The sequence below is a fragment of the Bradyrhizobium sp. NDS-1 genome (assembly GCF_032918005.1).
GTDB classification, from domain to species: domain Bacteria; phylum Pseudomonadota; class Alphaproteobacteria; order Rhizobiales; family Xanthobacteraceae; genus Bradyrhizobium; species Bradyrhizobium tunisiense.
Map to the genome: position 1 here is coordinate 1,175,650 of NZ_CP136628.1, position 17,332 is coordinate 1,192,981.

Sequence of the window (17,332 nt, forward strand, 5' to 3'; positions counted from 1 at the left end):
GGTGCGGGAAGCGGGCGCGCTGGCGCAGTCGATGTTCCGCACCGAGTTGAAGAAGTGGACCAAGGGCGCCTCTTCGCCGGTGTCGGAAGCCGACATCGCCGTCAACGACCTGCTGGAAGCCCGCCTGCGCGCGGCGACTCCGGACTATGGCTGGCTCTCCGAGGAGAGCGCCGACGACGCGGCGCGGCTGTCGCGGCGGCTGACCTGGATCGTCGATCCCATCGACGGCACGCGCAACTATCTGGGCGGCCATGACGAATGGTGCGTCAGCGTCGCGCTGGTCGAGGATGCATCGCCGGTGCTGGCCGCGGTGTTCGCGCCGACGAGCGGGGAGTTCTTCTTCGCCGCGCGCGGCCAGGGCACCACGCTCAATGGCGCGGCCGTGCAGGCTTCGCCGGGATCCGGGCTGGATTTCGCGCGCGTCGCCGGCCCGAAACCGCTGGTCGAACGGCTCAAGCCATCACTCGGCGAGATCAAGCTGCATCCGCGAATCGGTTCGCTCGCGCTGCGCCTGTGCCGGGTCGCCCATGGCGCACTGGATGCGGCTTTTGCGGGCGGCAACAGCCATGATTGGGACCTTGCGGCGGCCGATTTGATCGTGCAGGAAGCGGGTGGTAGAATGAGCGACCTCTCCGGAGAACCCATCCTCTATAACCGCCGGGAAGTGGCGCACGGGGTGCTGGTGGCAGCGGGACGCGATCGTCATGCGGGCATTGTCGCGCATTTTCGAAACCGTCCCTTGGCCTAAGGCGCTTTTTGTCGTGCTTCTCGAACACTGCTTTGCCGGGCAGCCCGTTAGGAACAGAACTCATGCCAGATAGTGCCCCGCAACAACTGCTTCACCTCGTCATCGGCGGCGAGCTCGTCGATCTCACGCAAAACACCTTCAAGAATCTCGACGACGTCGAGATCGTCGGCCTCTATCCGAATTATGCGACCGCCCACGCCGCCTGGCGGGCCAAGGCGCAGAGCACGGTCGACAATGCGCAGATGCGCTACTTCATCGTCCATCTCCACCGGCTGCTCGACCCGAATCAAGAACCGGCACGTTGAAAAAACTGCTTCGCAATACGCTGCGAAGCAGCTGGTTTCAGCGTGCCGTCGGGGTCCTGGCGGCCGAATATCTGCGTCTGGTCTGGCGGACCAACAAATTCACGCTGGATCCGCCCGACGTCTATGCGCGGGTTGAGCCGCAGCTCCCTGCGATCTTCGCGTTCTGGCACGGCCAGCATTTCCTTACGCCCTTCATCAAGAACCAGAACAAGGCCTCCTATCGGGCCAAGGTGCTGATCTCCCGTCACCGTGACGGCGAGTTCAACGCCATCGCGGTGGAACGGCTCGGCATCGGCCTGATCCGCGGTTCCGGCGATCATGGCGGCGCATTCCACCGCAAGGGCGGGGTCGGCGCCTTCAAGGAAATGGTGCGGACGCTTCAGGACGGCTGTAATGTCGCGCTGACCGCCGATGTCCCCAAGCGCGCGCGCGTGGCCGGGCTCGGCATCATCATGCTGGCACGGGAATCGGGGCGGCCGATCATGCCTTTCGCGATGGCGACCAGCCGGTTCATCCGGCTGAAGAACTGGGACCGCACCACCATCAATCTGCCATTCGGGCGCGGCGCATTGGTTGGCATCAAGGAAATTCACGTTCCCCCGGATGCCGACGCCGCCGCGATGGAAGCGCTGCGGCTGGAGCTGGAAGAGACGTTGAACGAGGCGACCCGCCGCGCTTACGCGCAACTCGGCCGCCCGGGGCCTCAAGATGCCTAAATCGCTGCCCATTGCGCTGCCGATCACGCTGCGGATGTATCGGCGCCTGGCCTCTGGCCTCGTGCCGCTCGCGCCTGCGCTGATCAAGCGGCGACTGAAGCAGGGCAAGGAAGACCCCGCGCGCGTCGGCGAGCGCCGGGGCCTGTCCCGGGACGTGCGGCCGCATGGCCCGCTCGTCTGGATCCACGGCGCCAGTGTCGGCGAGGTGCTCGCCGCCGCGGCGCTGATCGAGCGCCTGCGCGATCTCAATTTGCGCATCCTGCTCACCTCAGGGACCGTCACCTCGGCCGCCGTCGTCGCAAAGCGCTTTCCGGCCGACGTCATCCATCAGTACGTGCCGTATGACTCCCCCCGCTATGTCGCGCGCTTCCTCGACCATTGGACGCCGTCGCTGGCGCTGTTCATCGAATCCGATCTGTGGCCGAACCTGATCCTCGCCGGCGCAGCGCGCCGGGTGCCGATGGTGCTGATCAACGGGCGGATGTCGCCGCGCTCGTTCCCGCGCTGGCAGCGTATGCACGGCACCATCTCGGCGCTGCTGTCGCGGTTCGACATCTGCCTGGCGCAGTCGAAGACGGATGCCGAACGCTTCTCCGCGCTCGGCGGCCGCGACGTCGTCACCACCGGCAATCTCAAGCTCGACGTGCCGGCACCGCCGGCCGATCCCGCCAGGCTCGAGCGGCTGATGGCGATGACGCGCGGGCGGCCGATCATCGTCGCGGCCTCGACCCATCCGGGCGAGGACGAGATGCTGGTCACTGCGCATCGCAGCCTCGTCGGTTTCTTCCCGCAGTTGCTCACCGTGATCGTGCCGAGGCATCCCGATCGCGGCTCCTCGATCGCAGGCCAGATCACGGCCTCGGGCCTGAAGCCGGCGTTGCGCTCACGCGAGGAACTGCCGACGGCGACGACCGATATCTATGTCGCCGACACCATGGGCGAGCTCGGCCTGTTCTATCGGCTCTCGCCCATCGTGTTCATGGGTGGGTCGCTGATCCATCATGGCGGGCAGAACCCGATCGAGGCGATCAAGTTGGGTGCTGCGATCGTCCATGGTCCGCACGTGTTCAACTTCGCCGATGTCTATGCGGCGCTCGATGCGAGCGGCGGCGCGCGGCAGGCCGACACGCAGGAGGCGCTGGTCAAGCAGCTCGGCCAGTTGCTGGCCGATCCCGTCACGCGCGACAAGATGCAGCGCGCCGGCAGCGGCGTGGTCGAACAGCTCGGCGGCGCACTGGAGCGCACCATGACGGCGCTCGAGCCCTATCTGCTGCAATTGCGGATCGAGATGGGGGCCGCCAATGCGTGAGCCGGCCTTCTGGTACCGGCCGCGCTCCTTCACGTCCTATGCGTTACAGCCGCTGGCTCTGCTCTACGGCGCGATTACCGAGCGGCGCATGGTGCGCAAAGGCGCGGACGCCGGCATTCCCGTGATCTGTGTCGGCAATTACCATGTCGGCGGCGCCGGCAAGACGCCGACCGTGCTGGCGCTGACCAGACTCCTGCGCGAGCTCGGTGAGACGCCGGTGGTGCTCAGCCGCGGCTATGGCGGCCGCCTCGAAGGCCCGGTCATGGTCGACCGCGCACGCCACACCGCGGCCGATATCGGCGACGAACCCCTGATGATGGCGCGCGACGTCCCTGTCGCGGTCGCGCGTGATCGCCTCGATGGCGCCGCGCTGGCGAAGTCGCAAGGCGCCACCGTTATCCTGATGGACGACGGTTTTCAGAACCCGCGCCTGCTCAAGGACGCCTCGCTGATCGTGATCGACAGCGAGCGCGGCCTCGGTAACGGCAACGTGTTTCCCGCCGGTCCCCTGCGCGTGCCGCTAAAGGCGCAGCTCGGGCGCACCGATGCGCTGGTGCTGATCGGCGATGGCCGCGCCGCCAACGACGTCGCGGCAGAGCTTGCCAAGCGCGACAAGCCGGAGCTGCGCGCGCACCTGAAGCCCGTTGCTGCATCGCTCGCGCAGCTATCCGGCAAGCGGGTCTTCGCCTTCGCCGGCATCGGCGATCCCGACCGCTTCTTCCGCACCCTTCGTGCCGGCGGCATCGACGTCGCGCGCACGCGTGCCTTCGCCGACCATCACAAGTTTTCGAATGAGGAGCTCGCCGCCCTCGCCGTCGAGGCCCAGCGCGAGCAGCTCACGCTGGTGACCACGGAAAAGGATCTCGCGCGTTTGCGCGGCCGTGAAGGCGTGTCCGACGGCATCGTGTCGTTCGCGGTGCAACTCGAGTTCGACGAGCCGGCAAAGCTGCGGCAGTTGATCAGCGATCATCTGTACAGGGCGCGCGAGCGGCGGTTCAGCGCGCGTTGATCTCGTGTATTAGGCAAGCGTCTCTGCCGTAGCTCGTAAAGCGCGGCGGACGAATTCTCTTCCGCACACCTGGCAACTGATGTAGCCTTCCAAGAGAGCCGTCACCAGGACGTGCCGAACTCCCGGCAATCATAGACGGCGTTTATGCCCACGGCGGGCGCGATCTTCATTATTTCAGGTGCGACGGCCGCAACGACCAGTTCGGAGCGGCACGGAGAGTCATTGCCAAAAGCAGAGGAGAACATGCCATGCATTTTTGCCTCACCGGCCAATACACACCACGCGCTCTCAACGCCATCTTGGAAAACCCGGCAACCAATCGCCAGGAGGCCGCCAGGAAGCTCATTGAAGCGGCCGGTGGAAAGCTGATTTCAATGTACAGCGTTGCTGCCGACGGTCCCGGCGTCCTGGTGATCTTCGATGTGCCTGATCCGAGTACGGCTCCGGCCATTTCCGGCCTGACCGTGACGGCGGGCACCCTGCAGAACGTGAAACTGGTTCGGTTGTTCACGCAGGACGAGATCAAGCATGTCCGCCAGAACGCGGCGAAGCTGCGTTCTTCGTATACCCCGCCTGGAAGCTGACGTCCGAATCTAACGCACAGCCGCCGCAGTCGAACGACGCAGCGGCTGTGCTCATGTCGAAATCGGAACCATGTCTGCAAAGAGGCATGGGAACCTGCTCACCACGCCCCGACGGCCATCAAACCGACAATGGTCAGGCACGAGATGCAGGTCGCGATGACGGCATACCACTCGGGTGTATTCATTGCTGACTCCCAAACTGCTGCCAGTTGCTTGGTCACTGCTACGCGGGAGAGATCGCCGTGTCGGGTCGCTTCAACTCGGCAGGACGTGACCGGTCTTGCGATGTGCCTCCGTGATCCCATCGTCATCCTGCTCCGCAGGGCGATGATCTGCTTCGAACGCTTCAGAGCGTTTAGCTGAGATCAGAAGCTGTTTGCGCATTTCAGCGAGACGGGCGCGGCAATATTCACGATAGAGCAGGTCTAATATGGTGGGCATGATCACCCCCATCGTTGCCTTCGATTTACAGATATTCCACCGCGAGTTTCCGAGGCGATCGTAGTCCGCCGATCGGCTCTTCCATATGAGGCCGTTCACAGACGGCGGCAAATCCGAAGCTCGATGGCCGTCCGGTCGCTCGATTCCCCAACGACCTGACCTGCAATATAGCAGTGCTGTGTTTCACCGAGACTTCGTCAAACAACTTAAGGGCGCCAAGGCGCGGCGCAAATCCAACTACAGCGCGAAATGAGTAACCACGGAGTGCACGCGCTCTTCGATGCAACGCAGGCCGATTCGACGGAGACCATTTCGGTCGCAGACGCGCAACCCAGGTGCGCGCGAGCAATGTCCGCATCTCGATGATGCCGAGAGAACTGCACCGCGCGTTCTGGCCGGCCGAAGCGTGCGCGTTGCCGGAGTTGCGGCATCCTCTCATTCAGGGGGCATTCATCGCAAAGAGTCTATCGCTTCCGGACCATCAGGAGAGTTCGATGAAGCTGCCGTCTGCCGCCGTCGCCGCGAGCCTTGTGTGTCTGAGCATTGCGCCGGTGCTTGCACAAGCGAGTCCGCCGACAACTCCGGCAAATCCGGCCGGCACGGTGCCCGTTCCCGCGACCAAGCGGGTCACGTGCCTGGCGACGACACAAGCTCTGCAGGGACAGGACAAGCGCGACCAGATGCAGCTCTGCATGGCGCAGGCGCGCCTGGATTGCCTGAAGCAGGCGATCGATCAGAAGATCGTCGGGAAGGCCCGGAAGGATTTCATCAACACTTGCGTAGGCTCGTCCGATGGCACGGAGCAGCGATAGCCGCGCGCCATGGGCCTCACGGCTGCGGCTTCGGCGCGCCGGGAAAATGCCGCTGCAGCACGGCGGCCGGGGTGGCGTAGGCCTCCTGCAAATCCACGCTCCAGTACTTCAGCTCGTCGAGCGGAATCCGCGTGTCGGTGATGGCACAACGCACGAAGGTCCCCGGCGAGATCACGCGGAAGTCGCCGTCGAGATACTGCACCTGCGCTTCGCCATGGCCCGAGGGGCCGAACTTGTTCAGCACGGTCGAAAGTCTCCGTGGAAGGCCGCTTCCGGGGCAACCCCTGGAGGGCACGATGTGTTGGACGGGATGTAGCATAGATAGGGCGGCTTGTCCGCCCGGTAAACCCACCGGTTTGTGATGTTTTGCAGCCGTTTCCGCGTGATGGCGCGTCGCGCCGGGGATCGCTGGTTCCGGCATCTCCTACGGCAGAGTCCGATGCGCCTTCGATTGACCGCCCTGTTCCTGTCGCTGCTGATGTCGGCCGCGCGCGCCGCGCCGGCGCCGCAAGCAGTCGACATTCCGCTGGCGTCCGGCATCCTCCATGCGCAGCTCTACAAGCCCGCAGGGGAGGGCCCGTTTCCGACCGTGATCGCGTTGCACGGCTGCGGCGGGCTCGGTAGCCATTCCGATCCCGTGCTGCCGCGCTATCGCGACTGGGCCGAGCGGCTGCTCAGGGCGGGCAATGCCGTGCTGCTGCCCGACAGTTACGGCTCGCGCGAGCTCGGGCCGCAATGCCGCGTCAGCGAGATGCACGTCAAGGCGCGGCGCGAGCGCGTCACGGATGTCGCAGCATCGCGTGCCTGGCTGATGAAGCAGTCCTGGGTGGCGCGCGACCGCGTCAGCCTGATGGGCTGGGCCAATGGCGCGAGCGCGCTGCTCTGGGCCGTGCGCCCGCAGAGCGCGGCGCGCGATCCGGGGCCCGATTTCCGCGCCGCGATCGCGTTCTATCCGGACTGCCGCATTTCCGCCGGCCTCGGCTGGAGCACGCGGGTGCCGACCCTGGTGCTGATCGGCGCCGATGACGACGTCTCGTCGCCGCCGGCCTGCCGCCAGATGGTCGAGGGCGCGCGTGGCCGCAGCGCACTGGCACGCATCGTGGTCTATCCCGGCGCCAATCACGATTTCGACCGCGCCAACGCGCCACGGCACGCGGCTGCCGGCAGCGACGATGCCGCCGCGTCCGAACGCGTCCATCTCGGCACGGATGCAGAGGCGCGCACGCAATCGCAGAAAGATGTCGCGGAGTGGCTGGCGCGTTAGGTCGGATGCGGACTTGTCGCGCCGTAGCTCGTTAGAAGCGAAGGCGGAAGCGGGGCCGCCCGAGGAACAACGTTGGGCGGACAGCCCCGCATCGACCACCGCCCTGCACGGAGAATGGCCGACCCAAAACCTACGAGTGGCGAGTGGCGCCGGTTTCAGCACGTGACGGCGCCTTAGTTCGACCACGATGTCGATTCAACGCAATCCTCATGCGCAACCGCATCGTCCTCTTCTCCTCCGCCCTGGTCGTCTTCACCGTCGCGATCTTCCTCTACGAGGCCCACGCCGGCGCCCCCTTGCGCGCGCCGGAACATTGCGGCTTCTGGACCACGATCGACGCGGGATTGTCCTGCCGGTAGGCACGCACGCTCCCTCCCAATACTCCGTCATTGCGAGGAGCTCTTGCGACGAAGCAATCCAGACTCTCTCCGTGGAGAAGATTCTGGATTGCTTCGCTGCGCTCGCAATGACGAGTTTGTGGCTGCACTCGCCCCACACACCCGGCGTCATCGCCCGGCCAGTGCGCAATTGCGCACAAGGCAGGGGATGACAGCGAGGGTGGAATGCCGCCTTCGCAGTCAGAACAAGCTGCCCTGATCCACAGGCTTGGCCACGCGCTTCGGTGCGGCCTTTGCGTCTTGCGCGGCCGGCTTGGCCTGCGACGGCGCGCGCTTGGCGGCAGGCGGTGGCCGATCCGCATCCGCCGTCGCCGCCACACGGCCATCGGCGAACTCGATCTCGAGCCGCGCGTTCGGCCCGACGCTGTCAGCCGCATGCAGCGGATGGCCCGCTTCATCGCGCACCAGCGCGAAGCCGCGCGCGAGCACGCTGCGATAGGACAGCGCGGAGAGCAGCTTGCCGCTGTTCTCGACGCGGGCCTCTAGCCGCTGCAGCAACGTGACGAGCGCGCGGCCGGCGCGCTCGCCGAGGCGATGCGTGCGCTCGCGCTGGCGGGCAATCGCATTGCGCTGCGCCTGCGCGTTGGAGAGCTTTGAGGCGCGCAGGCGCACCTCGAGCCCGGCAAAGCGGTCGCGCCGCCGCCGCAGCAGCGAGCGCGCGGAGAGGCCGAGCCGCTCGCCGCACACTGTCAGGCGATGGTCGGCCTGCGAGATCTGGCCGTGCAGCACCCGCAGCGTCAGCTTCGAACTCGCCGCGGTGAACCTTCGGAAATGCGCGTGCGTGTTGGCCTTGAGACAGCGGGGCAGGGAGGCGCCCGCCGAATCCAGCCGTTGCCGCGGGATCGCGAGCAGATCCCCGGCCGCCGGCAGCGCGCGCGCGGCGGCGCGCAATTCGCTGCGGCGGCTCTCCTGCGCGCGTTGCCAATAGGCGCGGGTGCGACGGCCGAGATCGGCGACCTCGACGAACAGATCGCTGCGCACCGGCACCGCCATCTCGGCCGCGGCCGTCGGCGTCGGCGCGCGTTTGTCGGCGACGAAATCGATCAGCGTGATGTCGGTCTCGTGCCCGACCGCCGAGATCAGCGGGATCATGCTCTCGGCCGCGGCGCGCACCACGATCTCCTCGTTGAACGACCAGAGGTCCTCCAGCGAGCCGCCGCCGCGCGCGACGATGAGCACGTCGGGCCGCGGAATCCTGCCGCCCTCGGGCAGCGCGTTGAAGCCGCGGATCGCGGCCGCGACCTGCTCGGCCGAGCCTTCGCCCTGCACCTTGACCGGCCACACCAGCACGCGGCGGGGAAAGCGGTCTTCCAGCCGGTGCAGGATGTCGCGGATCACGGCGCCGGTCGGCGAGGTCACGACGCCGATCACCTCCGGCAGCCAGGGCAAGAGCTGCTTGCGCGCCTCGTCGAACAGGCCTTCCGCAGCGAGCTTCTTCTTGCGCTCCTCCATCAGCGCCATCAGCGCGCCGATGCCGGCGGGCTCCAGCGCCTCGATCACGATCTGGTATTTCGAGGAGCCCGGATAGGTCGTGAGCTTGCCGGTGGCGATGACCTCGAGCCCTTCCTGGGGCTTGAAGCGCATCCGGCCGTGCACGCCCTTCCAGATCACCGCCTCGATCTTGGCGCTCTCGTCCTTGAGCGCGAAATAGCAATGGCCGGAGGAGTGGGCGCCGCGGAATCCCGAGATCTCACCCCGGACCCGGACATGGCCAAAGGTGTCCTCCACCGTCCGCTTCAGGGACTGGGAGAGCTCGGAGACGGTGAATTCGAACGCGTTGTTCAGTTGTTCCGCAGGCGGCATCTAGCAAACGATTCGGGTTGGGGGGATCGAGCCCGACGTTAAGGATTTTCGCCGCGCCGCGCCAATCGATTCGGTGCCTCGAGCAGGCCCCGGTGAGCGGGGCTTGACTCGTCTTGTATTTCATATATGAAAACTAAAAATCATATATGAATGAGGAAGCGGACCTGATGGCTGTGGTCACCGATCCCAACGACCCGCGCGGACGCATGTTCGGGCCGTACCGGCTCAAGCCGAACAGCGGGGTCAACCCGCCTTATTCGCCGGCCTATCCTGTCGAGTGGGGCTGCACCCTGCGCACCGTCGAGGTCATGACCCGCGTCGCGCCGGGCAAGGTCGCAGCGCTGCTTGCCGACACCCCGTTCGAGATCGCGAGCGATCGCGTCGCCTTCCGCTTCATGCGTTCGCCCGGGCATTCGCTGGCGGTGCACGCCGGCGAGATGTTCGACCTGATGATCTCCGTGCCGGTGCGCTACAAGGGGCTGTTCACCGAGACGCATATCTTCATGTATTGCAGCGATCCCATGGGGATCTGCGCCGGGCGCGAGGTGTTCGGCTACACGAAGAAGGATACCCACTACGCGTTCGATGAGCATCCCGACGGATCGATCACGGGGTGGGTCCGGCGCCGCGGCATTCCGCTCGCCGATTTCTCCTTCACGCCGGACAGTTCGGCACCTGTCATACGCATTGTTGATGGCGACGAACTGCCGGCGGGCGAGATCCACGTGCGTCGCCTGCCGGATCCCGAGCGGCTCGCCACCGCCTATGCCGACATCGTCTATCGCCGCACGCCGTTGAAATATTCCAAGCCGGCGCCGGGCCGCGCCACCATGACCCTGCACGCCAGCGCGTACGATCCCATCGCCGACCTCGATCCGGAAATCCTGGGCGCGCATTTCATGGTGTCGGACGTGTATGGCGGCGGATTCGAGGTCGAAGACCGGCGGCTCATCGAACGGCTCGTTCCGTAACGACAAGATCAGCCTGCGCGCAATGCACGTGCGGGCGGCAAATCAACGTGCAGAAGCACGGGCGAGGCAGGGAGGATTTGAGATGGTCGATCGATATCGGGTGAGCCGCCGTGGGCTGCTGGCCGGCGCTGGTGGCCTTGCCTTGGGCATGACAGGTCTCGGCGCGCAGGCGCAAGAGACGAAATCGCTTCGCATCGGCGTGCTGACGGACATGTCCAGCCTCTATGCGGATGTCACCGGTCCGGGCTCGGTGCTGGGGGCCAAAATGGCGGTCGAGGATTTCCAGGCGGCCCACAAGATGACCCGGCCGATCGAAATCATCAGTGGCGACCACATGAACAAGGCCGATGTGGGTGCCAATATCGCGCGCGAGTGGATCGACCGCCAGGGCGTCGACGTGATCGTCGATGCGCCGAATTCAGCCGTCGCGCTCGCGGTTCGCAACATCGTGCAGCAGAACAACAAGACGCTGCTGGTCTCCGGCGCATCCTCGTCCGACCTGACCGGCAAGGCGTGCTCGCCGAACCTCGTGCACTGGACCTACGATACCTACGCGCTCTCCTCCGGCGTCGCGCGCGCTGTCGTCGAGAGCGGCGGCAAGAGCTGGTTCCTGCTCACCGCCGACTACGCCTTCGGCCATGCCATGGAAGCCGATATCAAGAATGTCGTGCAGAAAGCCGGCGGCAAGGTTCTCGGCGGCGTGCGCACGCCGATCAATACGCAGGACTTTTCTTCGTTCCTGTTGCAGGCCCAGTCGTCGAAGGCGGAAATCATCGCCTTGATCAATGCCGGCGGCGACACCATCAATTCCATCAAGCAGGCGGTGGAATTCGGCATTCCGCAAGGAGGCCAGCGCGTGGTCGCGACGGTGCTGTATCTCAGCGACGTGCACTCGCTCGGCCTGAAGATCGCGCAAGGGCTGCAATTCACCGAAGCCTTCTACTGGGATCTGAACGACGACACGCGTGCCTGGACCAAGCGCTTCGCGCCGCGCAACAACGGCCGCTATCCGACCGCGCTGCATGCCGGCGCCTACGCAACGACGTTGCATTACCTCAAGGCGGTGGATGCGTTCGGCGCCTCCAGCGACGGCAAGGCCGTCGTCGAGCAGATGAAGAAGCTGCCGACGGATGATCCCCTGTTCGGCAAGGGCAGCGTGCGCGCCGATGGTCGCAAGCTGCACAACATGTATCTGTTCGAGGTGAAAAAGCCCGAGGAATCCAGGCAGCCCTGGGATTACTACAAGCTGGTCAAGACCATTGCGCCGTCCGAGGCCTGGCGGCCTCTGGCAGACGGCGGCTGCGAGTTCCTGAAGTCGTGACCGGAAGTGACCGGCGGCCGGTGGCGCTCGTCACCGGCGGCGGCGGCGATATCGGACGCGCCATCGCGCTGCGGCTGGCGCGGATGAGCGCTGCGGTCGCGATCGTCGACCGCGATGAAGCGGCCGCCAACGCTACTGCGCGGCTGGTCGAGCAGGCCGGGGCGAGGGCACTCGCGATTCCCGCCGATGTCTCGCTCGCTCGGGATACGGTCGCTTTCGTCGAGGCGACCGAAGAGCGCCTGGGACCGATCGGCATTTTCGCCAACAATGCCGGCATCGAGGGCGTCGTCGCGCCTCTCCACGAATATCCGGACGAGACATTCGATCAACTGCTGCAGGTCAACGTGAAGGGGGTCTTTCTCGGCCTCAAGCACGTGCTCGCACGCATGATGCAGCGTGGGACGGGCGCCATCATCAACACCGCCTCGACGTCTGCGATCCGGGGGCGTGCAGGGCTTGCCGGCTACGTCGCCTCCAAGCACGCCGTGCTTGGGCTGACGCGTACGGCGGCGCTGGATGTGGCCGGCACGAAAATCAGGGTCAACGCCGTTCTGCCCGGACCTGTGGAGTCGCGCATGATCCGGGAATTGGAAGGCCAGGCGCGCAACGGCGGCATTGCCTTGCGCCGAAGCGATGCGGGGGCTCATGGCCGGCCGCAGGATGTCGCGAACATCGTAGCGTTCCTCGCCTCCGACGAGGCGGCGCACGTGAATGGCGCCGCCTGGGTCGTTGATGGCGGAATGACGCTGGCCTAGGGTCTGTACGCATCAAGGCATGTCCGCCTCCGGAGCGAGGGGCGGAAATCTCATGATCGGCCAGGCATTGCTGCTTGTAGCCCAAGGCGGACCTGGGGGCGGACAGACGCGTTGTGCTCAGGTTGCACTGGCGTTGCAATGGAGCATGAGGAATGTTTGGGAAGTCTGCCGGCGTCTGGTTGAACGAGCCGGGAAAATGGTGCGAAACGGACAACTATCTCGGGCTGGAAACAGACCAGGCCACCGATTTTTGGCGCGAAACTCATTACGGCTTTATCCGCGATAGCGGGCACTTTCTCGCTTTTCAGGCGGGAGATGCGTTCACCGCCGAGCTTCGTGTCAGAGGTGATTTCAAAACGCTCTACGATCAGGCGGGCCTGATGGTGCGAATAGATGAACGACGTTGGCTTAAGGCTGGGATAGAGTTTTCGGACGGGCGCGCCATGCTGTCCAGCGTGCTGACCAACGAGCAATCCGATTGGGCAACAGCCCCCTATGAGCACGACCCCAGTGACTTCCGGCTGCGCGTCACGATTGCGCATGGCGTCCTTCGTTTGCAGGCATCCAACGATGGACAGACATGGCCTCTGATGCGGCTTGCGCCATTCGCCCGGAGTTCCTCCTATCTTGTCGGACCCATGGCCTGCACGCCGGAGCGGTCCGGGTTGGAAGTCGCCTTTTCCGATTTCCGCCTGGCGCCGCCGCTTGGCAAGGAGCTTCATGATCTCGGCTGAGAGCGCCGGCCAACGAGGCTGACGTCCGGGAGCAGGAACCATGTCCGGGTGATCTGATTGGAACGTTGGCACGTCCAATCCGGGATCAACCAGCGAGCTTCCTGGGAGGCGTCTTTATCAGGAAGGAGCCACCAATGGATGACAAACGAAAATCGTCGAAGGCGGGGGAGCAGGCTGCCGAAGACTTGCGAGAAGCAACCTCCAAGGACGAAGCGAAGAACGAGAGCAGGATGGGGCACGATCTGGCCAAGGGGGCCGATCGTTTCGAAGAGCGCTCGAAAAGCTCCGATGGAAAAAGCGCGGAAGACAAACAAAAGGCGTGAAAGCAGTCGAGCACGACCGGTCGACCTGCTTGCGCCATCGCGCGTGTTGGCTTCGGCTGAAGCGATTGCGGCTGGTTGAAAGACCTGAGCGCGCGCCTCGTCCTTCGAGACGACCGCTTTGCGGTCTCCTCAGGATGACGCTTGGCGGCATCGTGCCCGCTCACACTGCGGTCACACACTCCGTCCTCATCCTGAGGGCCCGCCGGAGCGGGCGTCTCGAAGGATGGCCTCAGGCGAGATCGCTCCAAATGCGATCGCCCTGCGCTTGTGGAAGTCGAGCGCCTACGTTGCAGCAATCAAACCTGATCTCATCACGGTTCAGGAAACGCCGCCGATCTTCTCGGAGACAATTTTGGCCGCGCTGCGCAGCTCGGCAGCGATGGTGCTGGCCTCGCTGGCGGGGATCTGATCCTGCCTCACCAGCGGGACGGTCATCGCAGCCACCGCGCGGCCGGAGGCTTCGATGATCGGGCAGCTATAGGCGAGGATGCGCGTATAGCCGTCGTCATTGGAGAAATTTCCTCCCTCCGAGGAAATGCGGTCGAGCGCCGCGAGCGCCTTCTTGGCGCTGATGCGGTCATTGGCGGCGATGACCTGCGCAAGCTCCTGGCGCCGGCCCTCGAGCTGAAAGGCCGTCAGGACCTTCGCCGAAGCATATTGCTGGGTGAGCGGAAACACCGCGCCGACCTTGACCGACCAGCCCATCAGCCATTCCGGCTCGATACGGGCGATCACCATGAACTGTTCGCCGTGCAGCACCGTGAGGTGGCAGGACAGTTGCACGCGGGAGGCCAGCTGCTCCATCACCGGCAGCGCGGCCTTCAATAGCCGCTCGGTCGGCGGGAATTGCGAGGCGATCCGGAACAGTTTCAGCGTCAGAGTATATTCGCCGGTTGCGGGGTCGCGCGCGACATAGCCCCGACGCTCCAGCGCCACCAGCATCCGGAAGATCTCGCTGACGGAGCGGCCGACGGCTTCGGCGAGCTGCTTCTGGCTGAGGCCGCGTGCGGCGCCCGCCAGCGCTTCCAGAAGATCGAGCCCTTTTTCCAGGGCGGGCGCGCCGGGCTGCTGTTTCTCTGGGGGCATGCATCAGGCCTTGTCGATCCGGCCACGTGTGCCGGGAGCGGAATGGCCTTCGATGTACCCGATCGGTCGCGCCGCGAAAAGTCGTCAGTCCGATGCGCGCCGGGAATGACGGGGAGCTCGACGAGTTCGTAGGATGGGTTGAGCCCTTGCGAAACCCATCGCTGCTCGATCCCCGCTCTCCGTAATCCCGGCCGTCATCCGACTGATCGCCGGCCCAATCAACCGGGTAATTGCCAAGCTCGACGTGGCGGTGAAACGAGGAGGGCGCCCAGTCACGCACCCGGTTGACGAGCCCGTGCTTGACCAGATTGATGTGAACAGTTGCGCGCGGTACGCGATCATGACGCGATTTTATCACGAAACAAGCGCGATGGGTTTCGCAAGGGCTCAACCCATCCTACGGCTCTCAGTGAAAACGGGCGGCATGATGCCGCCCGCCAACGCGTAGTTTACGCAGAACGCTTCGATGCTGCGACTTGCTTGCTTCCGATGTGGTCCTTCTCAGTCAGAATCTCGCTAACGCGCCCCGCATTGATGCGGTAGTCGGCAGCAATTTCATGCTGAAGCTGGCCACTCCAATAGCGCAACCAAACGTCTACAGCTTCGTCGGACGTAAACTTCGTCTTTCTCAAATTAGAATCCTTTGTGTTGGACCCCTTGACCGGACTCATACGTTCAGTATTACTGAAGCTACAAGAGACGGCCAAAAAGGGTCGCAGGGAGTTGCTGACATTCGCGAAGCCGGGCGTTCCTTGGGGAAGGGGCTAGCCCGGTTTTTTCGCCTTCAGACGAATCAAGTTCGGCTGACTTGCTCATCCTACAAAAAATTCGGACGTGACGCGGAGTCCAGCGACAAGCCTCCCGCAGTTATTCGACCTATTCACAGCGCCTTGACTCTGCGCGAATCAAATTAGCTCGTAGCTCGTAGGATGGGTTGAGCCCTCGCGAAACCCATCGCTGCTCGATCCCCGCTCACCGTAATCGCGGCCGTCATCCGACTGATCGCCGGCCCAATCAACCGGGTAATTGCCAAGCTCGACGTGGCGATGAAACGAGGAGGGCGCCCAGTCACGCACCCGGTTGACGAGCCCGTGCTTGACCGGATTGATATGAACATAGTCGACATGCCGCGCGAAATCGACGTCGTCACGAATGGTATGCTCCCAATATCTGCGTTGCCAAATGCCCCGCTCACCCTTGGCCGAGCGGCTTCGGGATATCCTCTCATTGCGCGGCAGACCGCGCGAAAAGGTGGATTTGATCAGCTGCCAACGCATTGCAAAAACGGCATCACCTTCCGGTAGCGTCCACACCGTGTGAAGGTGGTCAGGCAGCACCACGATGGCATCGATCGTGAACGGATGGCGCCGGTGCGTCTCGCGAAACGCCCCGCGCAACACCTCGATATGATCCGTCAGCAACGCCAGCCTCCGCTCCGCCAGATTGACGCCACCCGGAACGAAGTCGCGGCGGTACGCGGTCATGACGCGATCTTGTCACGAAACAAGTGCGATGGGTTTCGCAAGGGCTCAACCCATCCTGCGGGCTACTCGCGTGTGGGCAATCTGAGATTGAATTTCGCGTGATGGCGGGATATCCCATACCGGGGTTGGGGAACTAGCATGCGCTCATTCGTTTTCTTGTGTATTGCAGCTTTGTTGTTGTCCGGATGTAAGACGACGCAGGTGGGCGAGGCCACATCTTCGGGCGGTGCGACTGCGGCTCCCGTAACTGAAATTATCTCTCCGAGCGCCAAAGCGTTAATAACGCCAGAAGTAATCAAACAATGCGCTGACGAGATGGTCGAAAAGATTCCGACAGTCAAATTTCTCGGCCCGTTTTTTGTTGGCGCACAGCGGTTCGGCAATCTCTTTGCAAAGGGCGAGGAAGTCTTAATAGCGGTTCCGACGAGCACTGTTGGAGCGTTCAATGGAACGTACCATCAGTACTTGGCGTGTGCTTATGACTTCCATGACAATCAGTTGGAGTTTACGAAGAAGATATTCTCGTTCAAGAGATTAGCTCGTAGGATGGGTTGAGCCTTTGCGAAACCCATCGCTTTCCCAATCTTGGCTCTCCGCCTTCGGGACTATCATCCGATCTATAGTGACGATTAATCGCTCATAGCGCTCGGTCAGCTAGCTTATCGTGCAATGGGTTTCGCAAGGGCTCAACCCATCCTACGGGCTAGGGCCGGAAAATATTGCCGCTCGGCTGCCCGGACAGCGGCGCATCGAGGAAGTAGCTTCCGAGTTTGCGGTTCTCGCCGACGGTCGCCTTCAATTCCTCAACTGTACGAAAATCTCCCGGGAAGAAGCTAACAACCGGAAACACCGGCAGCTTGAGATAATAGATGTCCCAGGTGTTGATCGTCGTTTCGCCGAAGTGCCCAATGTTGCAAAGGTCTTTGTGTACCGGTTCCTCGCTGAAGCTCATGATGAGACCGAATGCGGAAAGGCGATCTCCGAAAAAAGGTGGTTGCTACCGCCCAGCGACATCATGCCTGTTACGCCCGATTGCCGGCTGGACGTCGACTCCGACGGATCATAAAGATAAGCCCAGACGCTGATGCCCCGCGGCAGTAACCGCCGTTCGCGATCAAGCACGAACTTCACCAGATCGGGATAATTCTTTTGCAGGCTCGGCCCGCATGCCGAGAAAAACATGACGCAGATCTGCTTCAATACCCGCAGCGGGAAGGCGCGACCGCTTCACCGAACGGGCAGTCTGTGCAGGGCTGCGGGAGTGTTGGA

22 protein-coding genes are annotated in these 17,332 nt (G+C 63.8%); 15 read left to right on the forward strand and 7 right to left on the reverse strand.

Going from position 1 to position 17,332, the window contains the following annotated elements:
* The first annotated feature begins 1 nt into the window (after window position 1).
* The 6 genes from RX330_RS05500 to RX330_RS05525 all read left to right on the forward strand — a co-directional run bounded on the left by RX330_RS05500 (window position 2) and on the right by RX330_RS05525 (window position 4,671).
* On the forward strand, window positions 2–748 hold the full coding sequence (locus RX330_RS05500; RefSeq protein WP_410707527.1) for a 3'(2'),5'-bisphosphate nucleotidase CysQ: 747 nt from the start codon (window positions 2–4) through the stop codon (window positions 746–748).
* Between the two features lie 62 nt (window positions 749–810).
* On the forward strand, window positions 811–1,053 hold the full coding sequence (locus tag RX330_RS05505; protein ID WP_063197361.1) for a DUF4170 domain-containing protein: 243 nt from the start codon (window positions 811–813) through the stop codon (window positions 1,051–1,053).
* Window positions 1,050–1,769, forward strand: coding sequence for a lysophospholipid acyltransferase family protein (locus RX330_RS05510; protein ID WP_212080168.1), 720 nt, complete (start codon window positions 1,050–1,052; stop codon window positions 1,767–1,769). Before RX330_RS05505 ends, RX330_RS05510 begins: the two co-directional genes overlap by 4 nt.
* On the forward strand, window positions 1,762–3,078 hold the full coding sequence (locus RX330_RS05515; RefSeq protein WP_317242322.1) for a 3-deoxy-D-manno-octulosonic acid transferase: 1,317 nt from the start codon (window positions 1,762–1,764) through the stop codon (window positions 3,076–3,078). The genes RX330_RS05510 and RX330_RS05515 overlap by 8 nt, the downstream gene beginning before the upstream one ends.
* On the forward strand, window positions 3,071–4,087 hold the full coding sequence (gene lpxK / locus RX330_RS05520; protein WP_212080170.1) for a tetraacyldisaccharide 4'-kinase: 1,017 nt from the start codon (window positions 3,071–3,073) through the stop codon (window positions 4,085–4,087). The genes RX330_RS05515 and lpxK overlap by 8 nt, the downstream gene beginning before the upstream one ends.
* 248 nt (window positions 4,088–4,335) lie before the next feature.
* Window positions 4,336–4,671 carry a GYD domain-containing protein gene (locus tag RX330_RS05525; protein WP_212080172.1) on the forward strand — a complete coding sequence of 112 codons (336 nt, stop codon included), beginning with the start codon at window positions 4,336–4,338 and terminating at the stop codon, window positions 4,669–4,671.
* A gap of 255 nt (window positions 4,672–4,926) precedes the next feature.
* Here RX330_RS05525 and RX330_RS05530 read toward each other — a convergent pair whose 3' ends face one another.
* Window positions 4,927–5,124: a hypothetical protein gene (locus RX330_RS05530; RefSeq protein WP_212080174.1), complete on the reverse strand. Its 198-nt coding sequence runs from the start codon at window positions 5,122–5,124 to the stop codon at window positions 4,927–4,929.
* Window positions 5,125–5,606: 482 nt separating this feature from the next.
* Between RX330_RS05530 and RX330_RS05535 the strand changes: the two genes are divergently transcribed.
* A complete protein-coding gene (locus RX330_RS05535) occupies window positions 5,607–5,924 on the forward strand; it encodes a hypothetical protein (protein ID WP_212080176.1) in 318 nt (105 codons plus the stop codon).
* 16 nt (window positions 5,925–5,940) lie between these two features.
* Here the strand turns inward: RX330_RS05535 and RX330_RS05540 are convergent, their stop codons facing one another.
* Window positions 5,941–6,168, reverse strand: coding sequence for a DUF2093 domain-containing protein (locus tag RX330_RS05540; protein ID WP_212080178.1), 228 nt, complete (start codon window positions 6,166–6,168; stop codon window positions 5,941–5,943).
* Window positions 6,169–6,363: 195 nt separating this feature from the next.
* Between RX330_RS05540 and RX330_RS05545 the strand changes: the two genes are divergently transcribed.
* A complete protein-coding gene (locus tag RX330_RS05545) occupies window positions 6,364–7,188 on the forward strand; it encodes a dienelactone hydrolase family protein (protein ID WP_317242323.1) in 825 nt (274 codons plus the stop codon).
* Between the two features lie 209 nt (window positions 7,189–7,397).
* Window positions 7,398–7,547 carry a hypothetical protein gene (locus tag RX330_RS05550; protein WP_212080182.1) on the forward strand — a complete coding sequence of 50 codons (150 nt, stop codon included), beginning with the start codon at window positions 7,398–7,400 and terminating at the stop codon, window positions 7,545–7,547.
* A 219-nt stretch (window positions 7,548–7,766) separates the two neighbouring features.
* Here the strand turns inward: RX330_RS05550 and xseA are convergent, their stop codons facing one another.
* Window positions 7,767–9,389, reverse strand: a complete 1,623-nt coding sequence (gene xseA / locus RX330_RS05555; RefSeq protein ID WP_317242324.1) for an exodeoxyribonuclease VII large subunit — start codon at window positions 9,387–9,389, stop codon at window positions 7,767–7,769.
* Window positions 9,390–9,556: 167 nt separating this feature from the next.
* Here xseA and RX330_RS05560 point away from each other — a divergent pair, with 167 nt between their 5' ends.
* The 5 genes from RX330_RS05560 (at window position 9,557) to RX330_RS05580 (ending at window position 13,493) form a co-directional block, all read left to right on the forward strand.
* Complete coding sequence (locus tag RX330_RS05560; RefSeq protein ID WP_317242325.1) at window positions 9,557–10,360, forward strand: acetoacetate decarboxylase family protein; 804 nt, start codon at window positions 9,557–9,559, stop codon at window positions 10,358–10,360.
* Between the two features lie 148 nt (window positions 10,361–10,508).
* Window positions 10,509–11,681: an ABC transporter substrate-binding protein gene (locus tag RX330_RS05565; protein ID WP_317243846.1), complete on the forward strand. Its 1,173-nt coding sequence runs from the start codon at window positions 10,509–10,511 to the stop codon at window positions 11,679–11,681.
* Window positions 11,678–12,436, forward strand: coding sequence for an SDR family NAD(P)-dependent oxidoreductase (locus tag RX330_RS05570; protein ID WP_317242326.1), 759 nt, complete (start codon window positions 11,678–11,680; stop codon window positions 12,434–12,436). Before RX330_RS05565 ends, RX330_RS05570 begins: the two co-directional genes overlap by 4 nt.
* Before the next feature lie 152 nt (window positions 12,437–12,588).
* Window positions 12,589–13,170, forward strand: a complete 582-nt coding sequence (locus RX330_RS05575) for a DUF1349 domain-containing protein (protein ID WP_317242327.1) — start codon at window positions 12,589–12,591, stop codon at window positions 13,168–13,170.
* Between the two features lie 134 nt (window positions 13,171–13,304).
* Window positions 13,305–13,493 (forward strand): hypothetical protein, encoded by a 189-nt coding sequence (locus tag RX330_RS05580; protein ID WP_317242328.1) that lies wholly within the window; start codon window positions 13,305–13,307, stop codon window positions 13,491–13,493.
* Between the two features lie 318 nt (window positions 13,494–13,811).
* On the opposite strand, the gene RX330_RS05585 is transcribed toward RX330_RS05580, so the two are convergent.
* Complete coding sequence (locus tag RX330_RS05585; RefSeq protein ID WP_317242329.1) at window positions 13,812–14,579, reverse strand: IclR family transcriptional regulator; 768 nt, start codon at window positions 14,577–14,579, stop codon at window positions 13,812–13,814.
* Between the two features lie 905 nt (window positions 14,580–15,484).
* A complete protein-coding gene (locus tag RX330_RS05590) occupies window positions 15,485–16,063 on the reverse strand; it encodes an REP-associated tyrosine transposase (RefSeq protein WP_317242330.1) in 579 nt (192 codons plus the stop codon).
* A gap of 138 nt (window positions 16,064–16,201) precedes the next feature.
* On the opposite strand from RX330_RS05590, the gene RX330_RS05595 reads away from it, so the two are divergent.
* On the forward strand, window positions 16,202–16,618 hold the full coding sequence (locus tag RX330_RS05595) for a hypothetical protein (protein WP_317242331.1): 417 nt from the start codon (window positions 16,202–16,204) through the stop codon (window positions 16,616–16,618).
* 148 nt (window positions 16,619–16,766) lie between these two features.
* Here the strand turns inward: RX330_RS05595 and RX330_RS05600 are convergent, their stop codons facing one another.
* Both RX330_RS05600 and RX330_RS05605 read right to left on the reverse strand, forming a co-directional pair.
* On the reverse strand, window positions 16,767–17,015 hold the full coding sequence (locus RX330_RS05600) for a hypothetical protein (protein ID WP_317242332.1): 249 nt from the start codon (window positions 17,013–17,015) through the stop codon (window positions 16,767–16,769).
* Entirely contained in the window at window positions 17,012–17,245 is a 234-nt protein-coding gene (locus RX330_RS05605) for a hypothetical protein (RefSeq protein ID WP_317242333.1), read from the reverse strand. The genes RX330_RS05600 and RX330_RS05605 overlap by 4 nt, the downstream gene beginning before the upstream one ends.
* Window positions 17,246–17,332 lie beyond the last annotated feature (87 nt).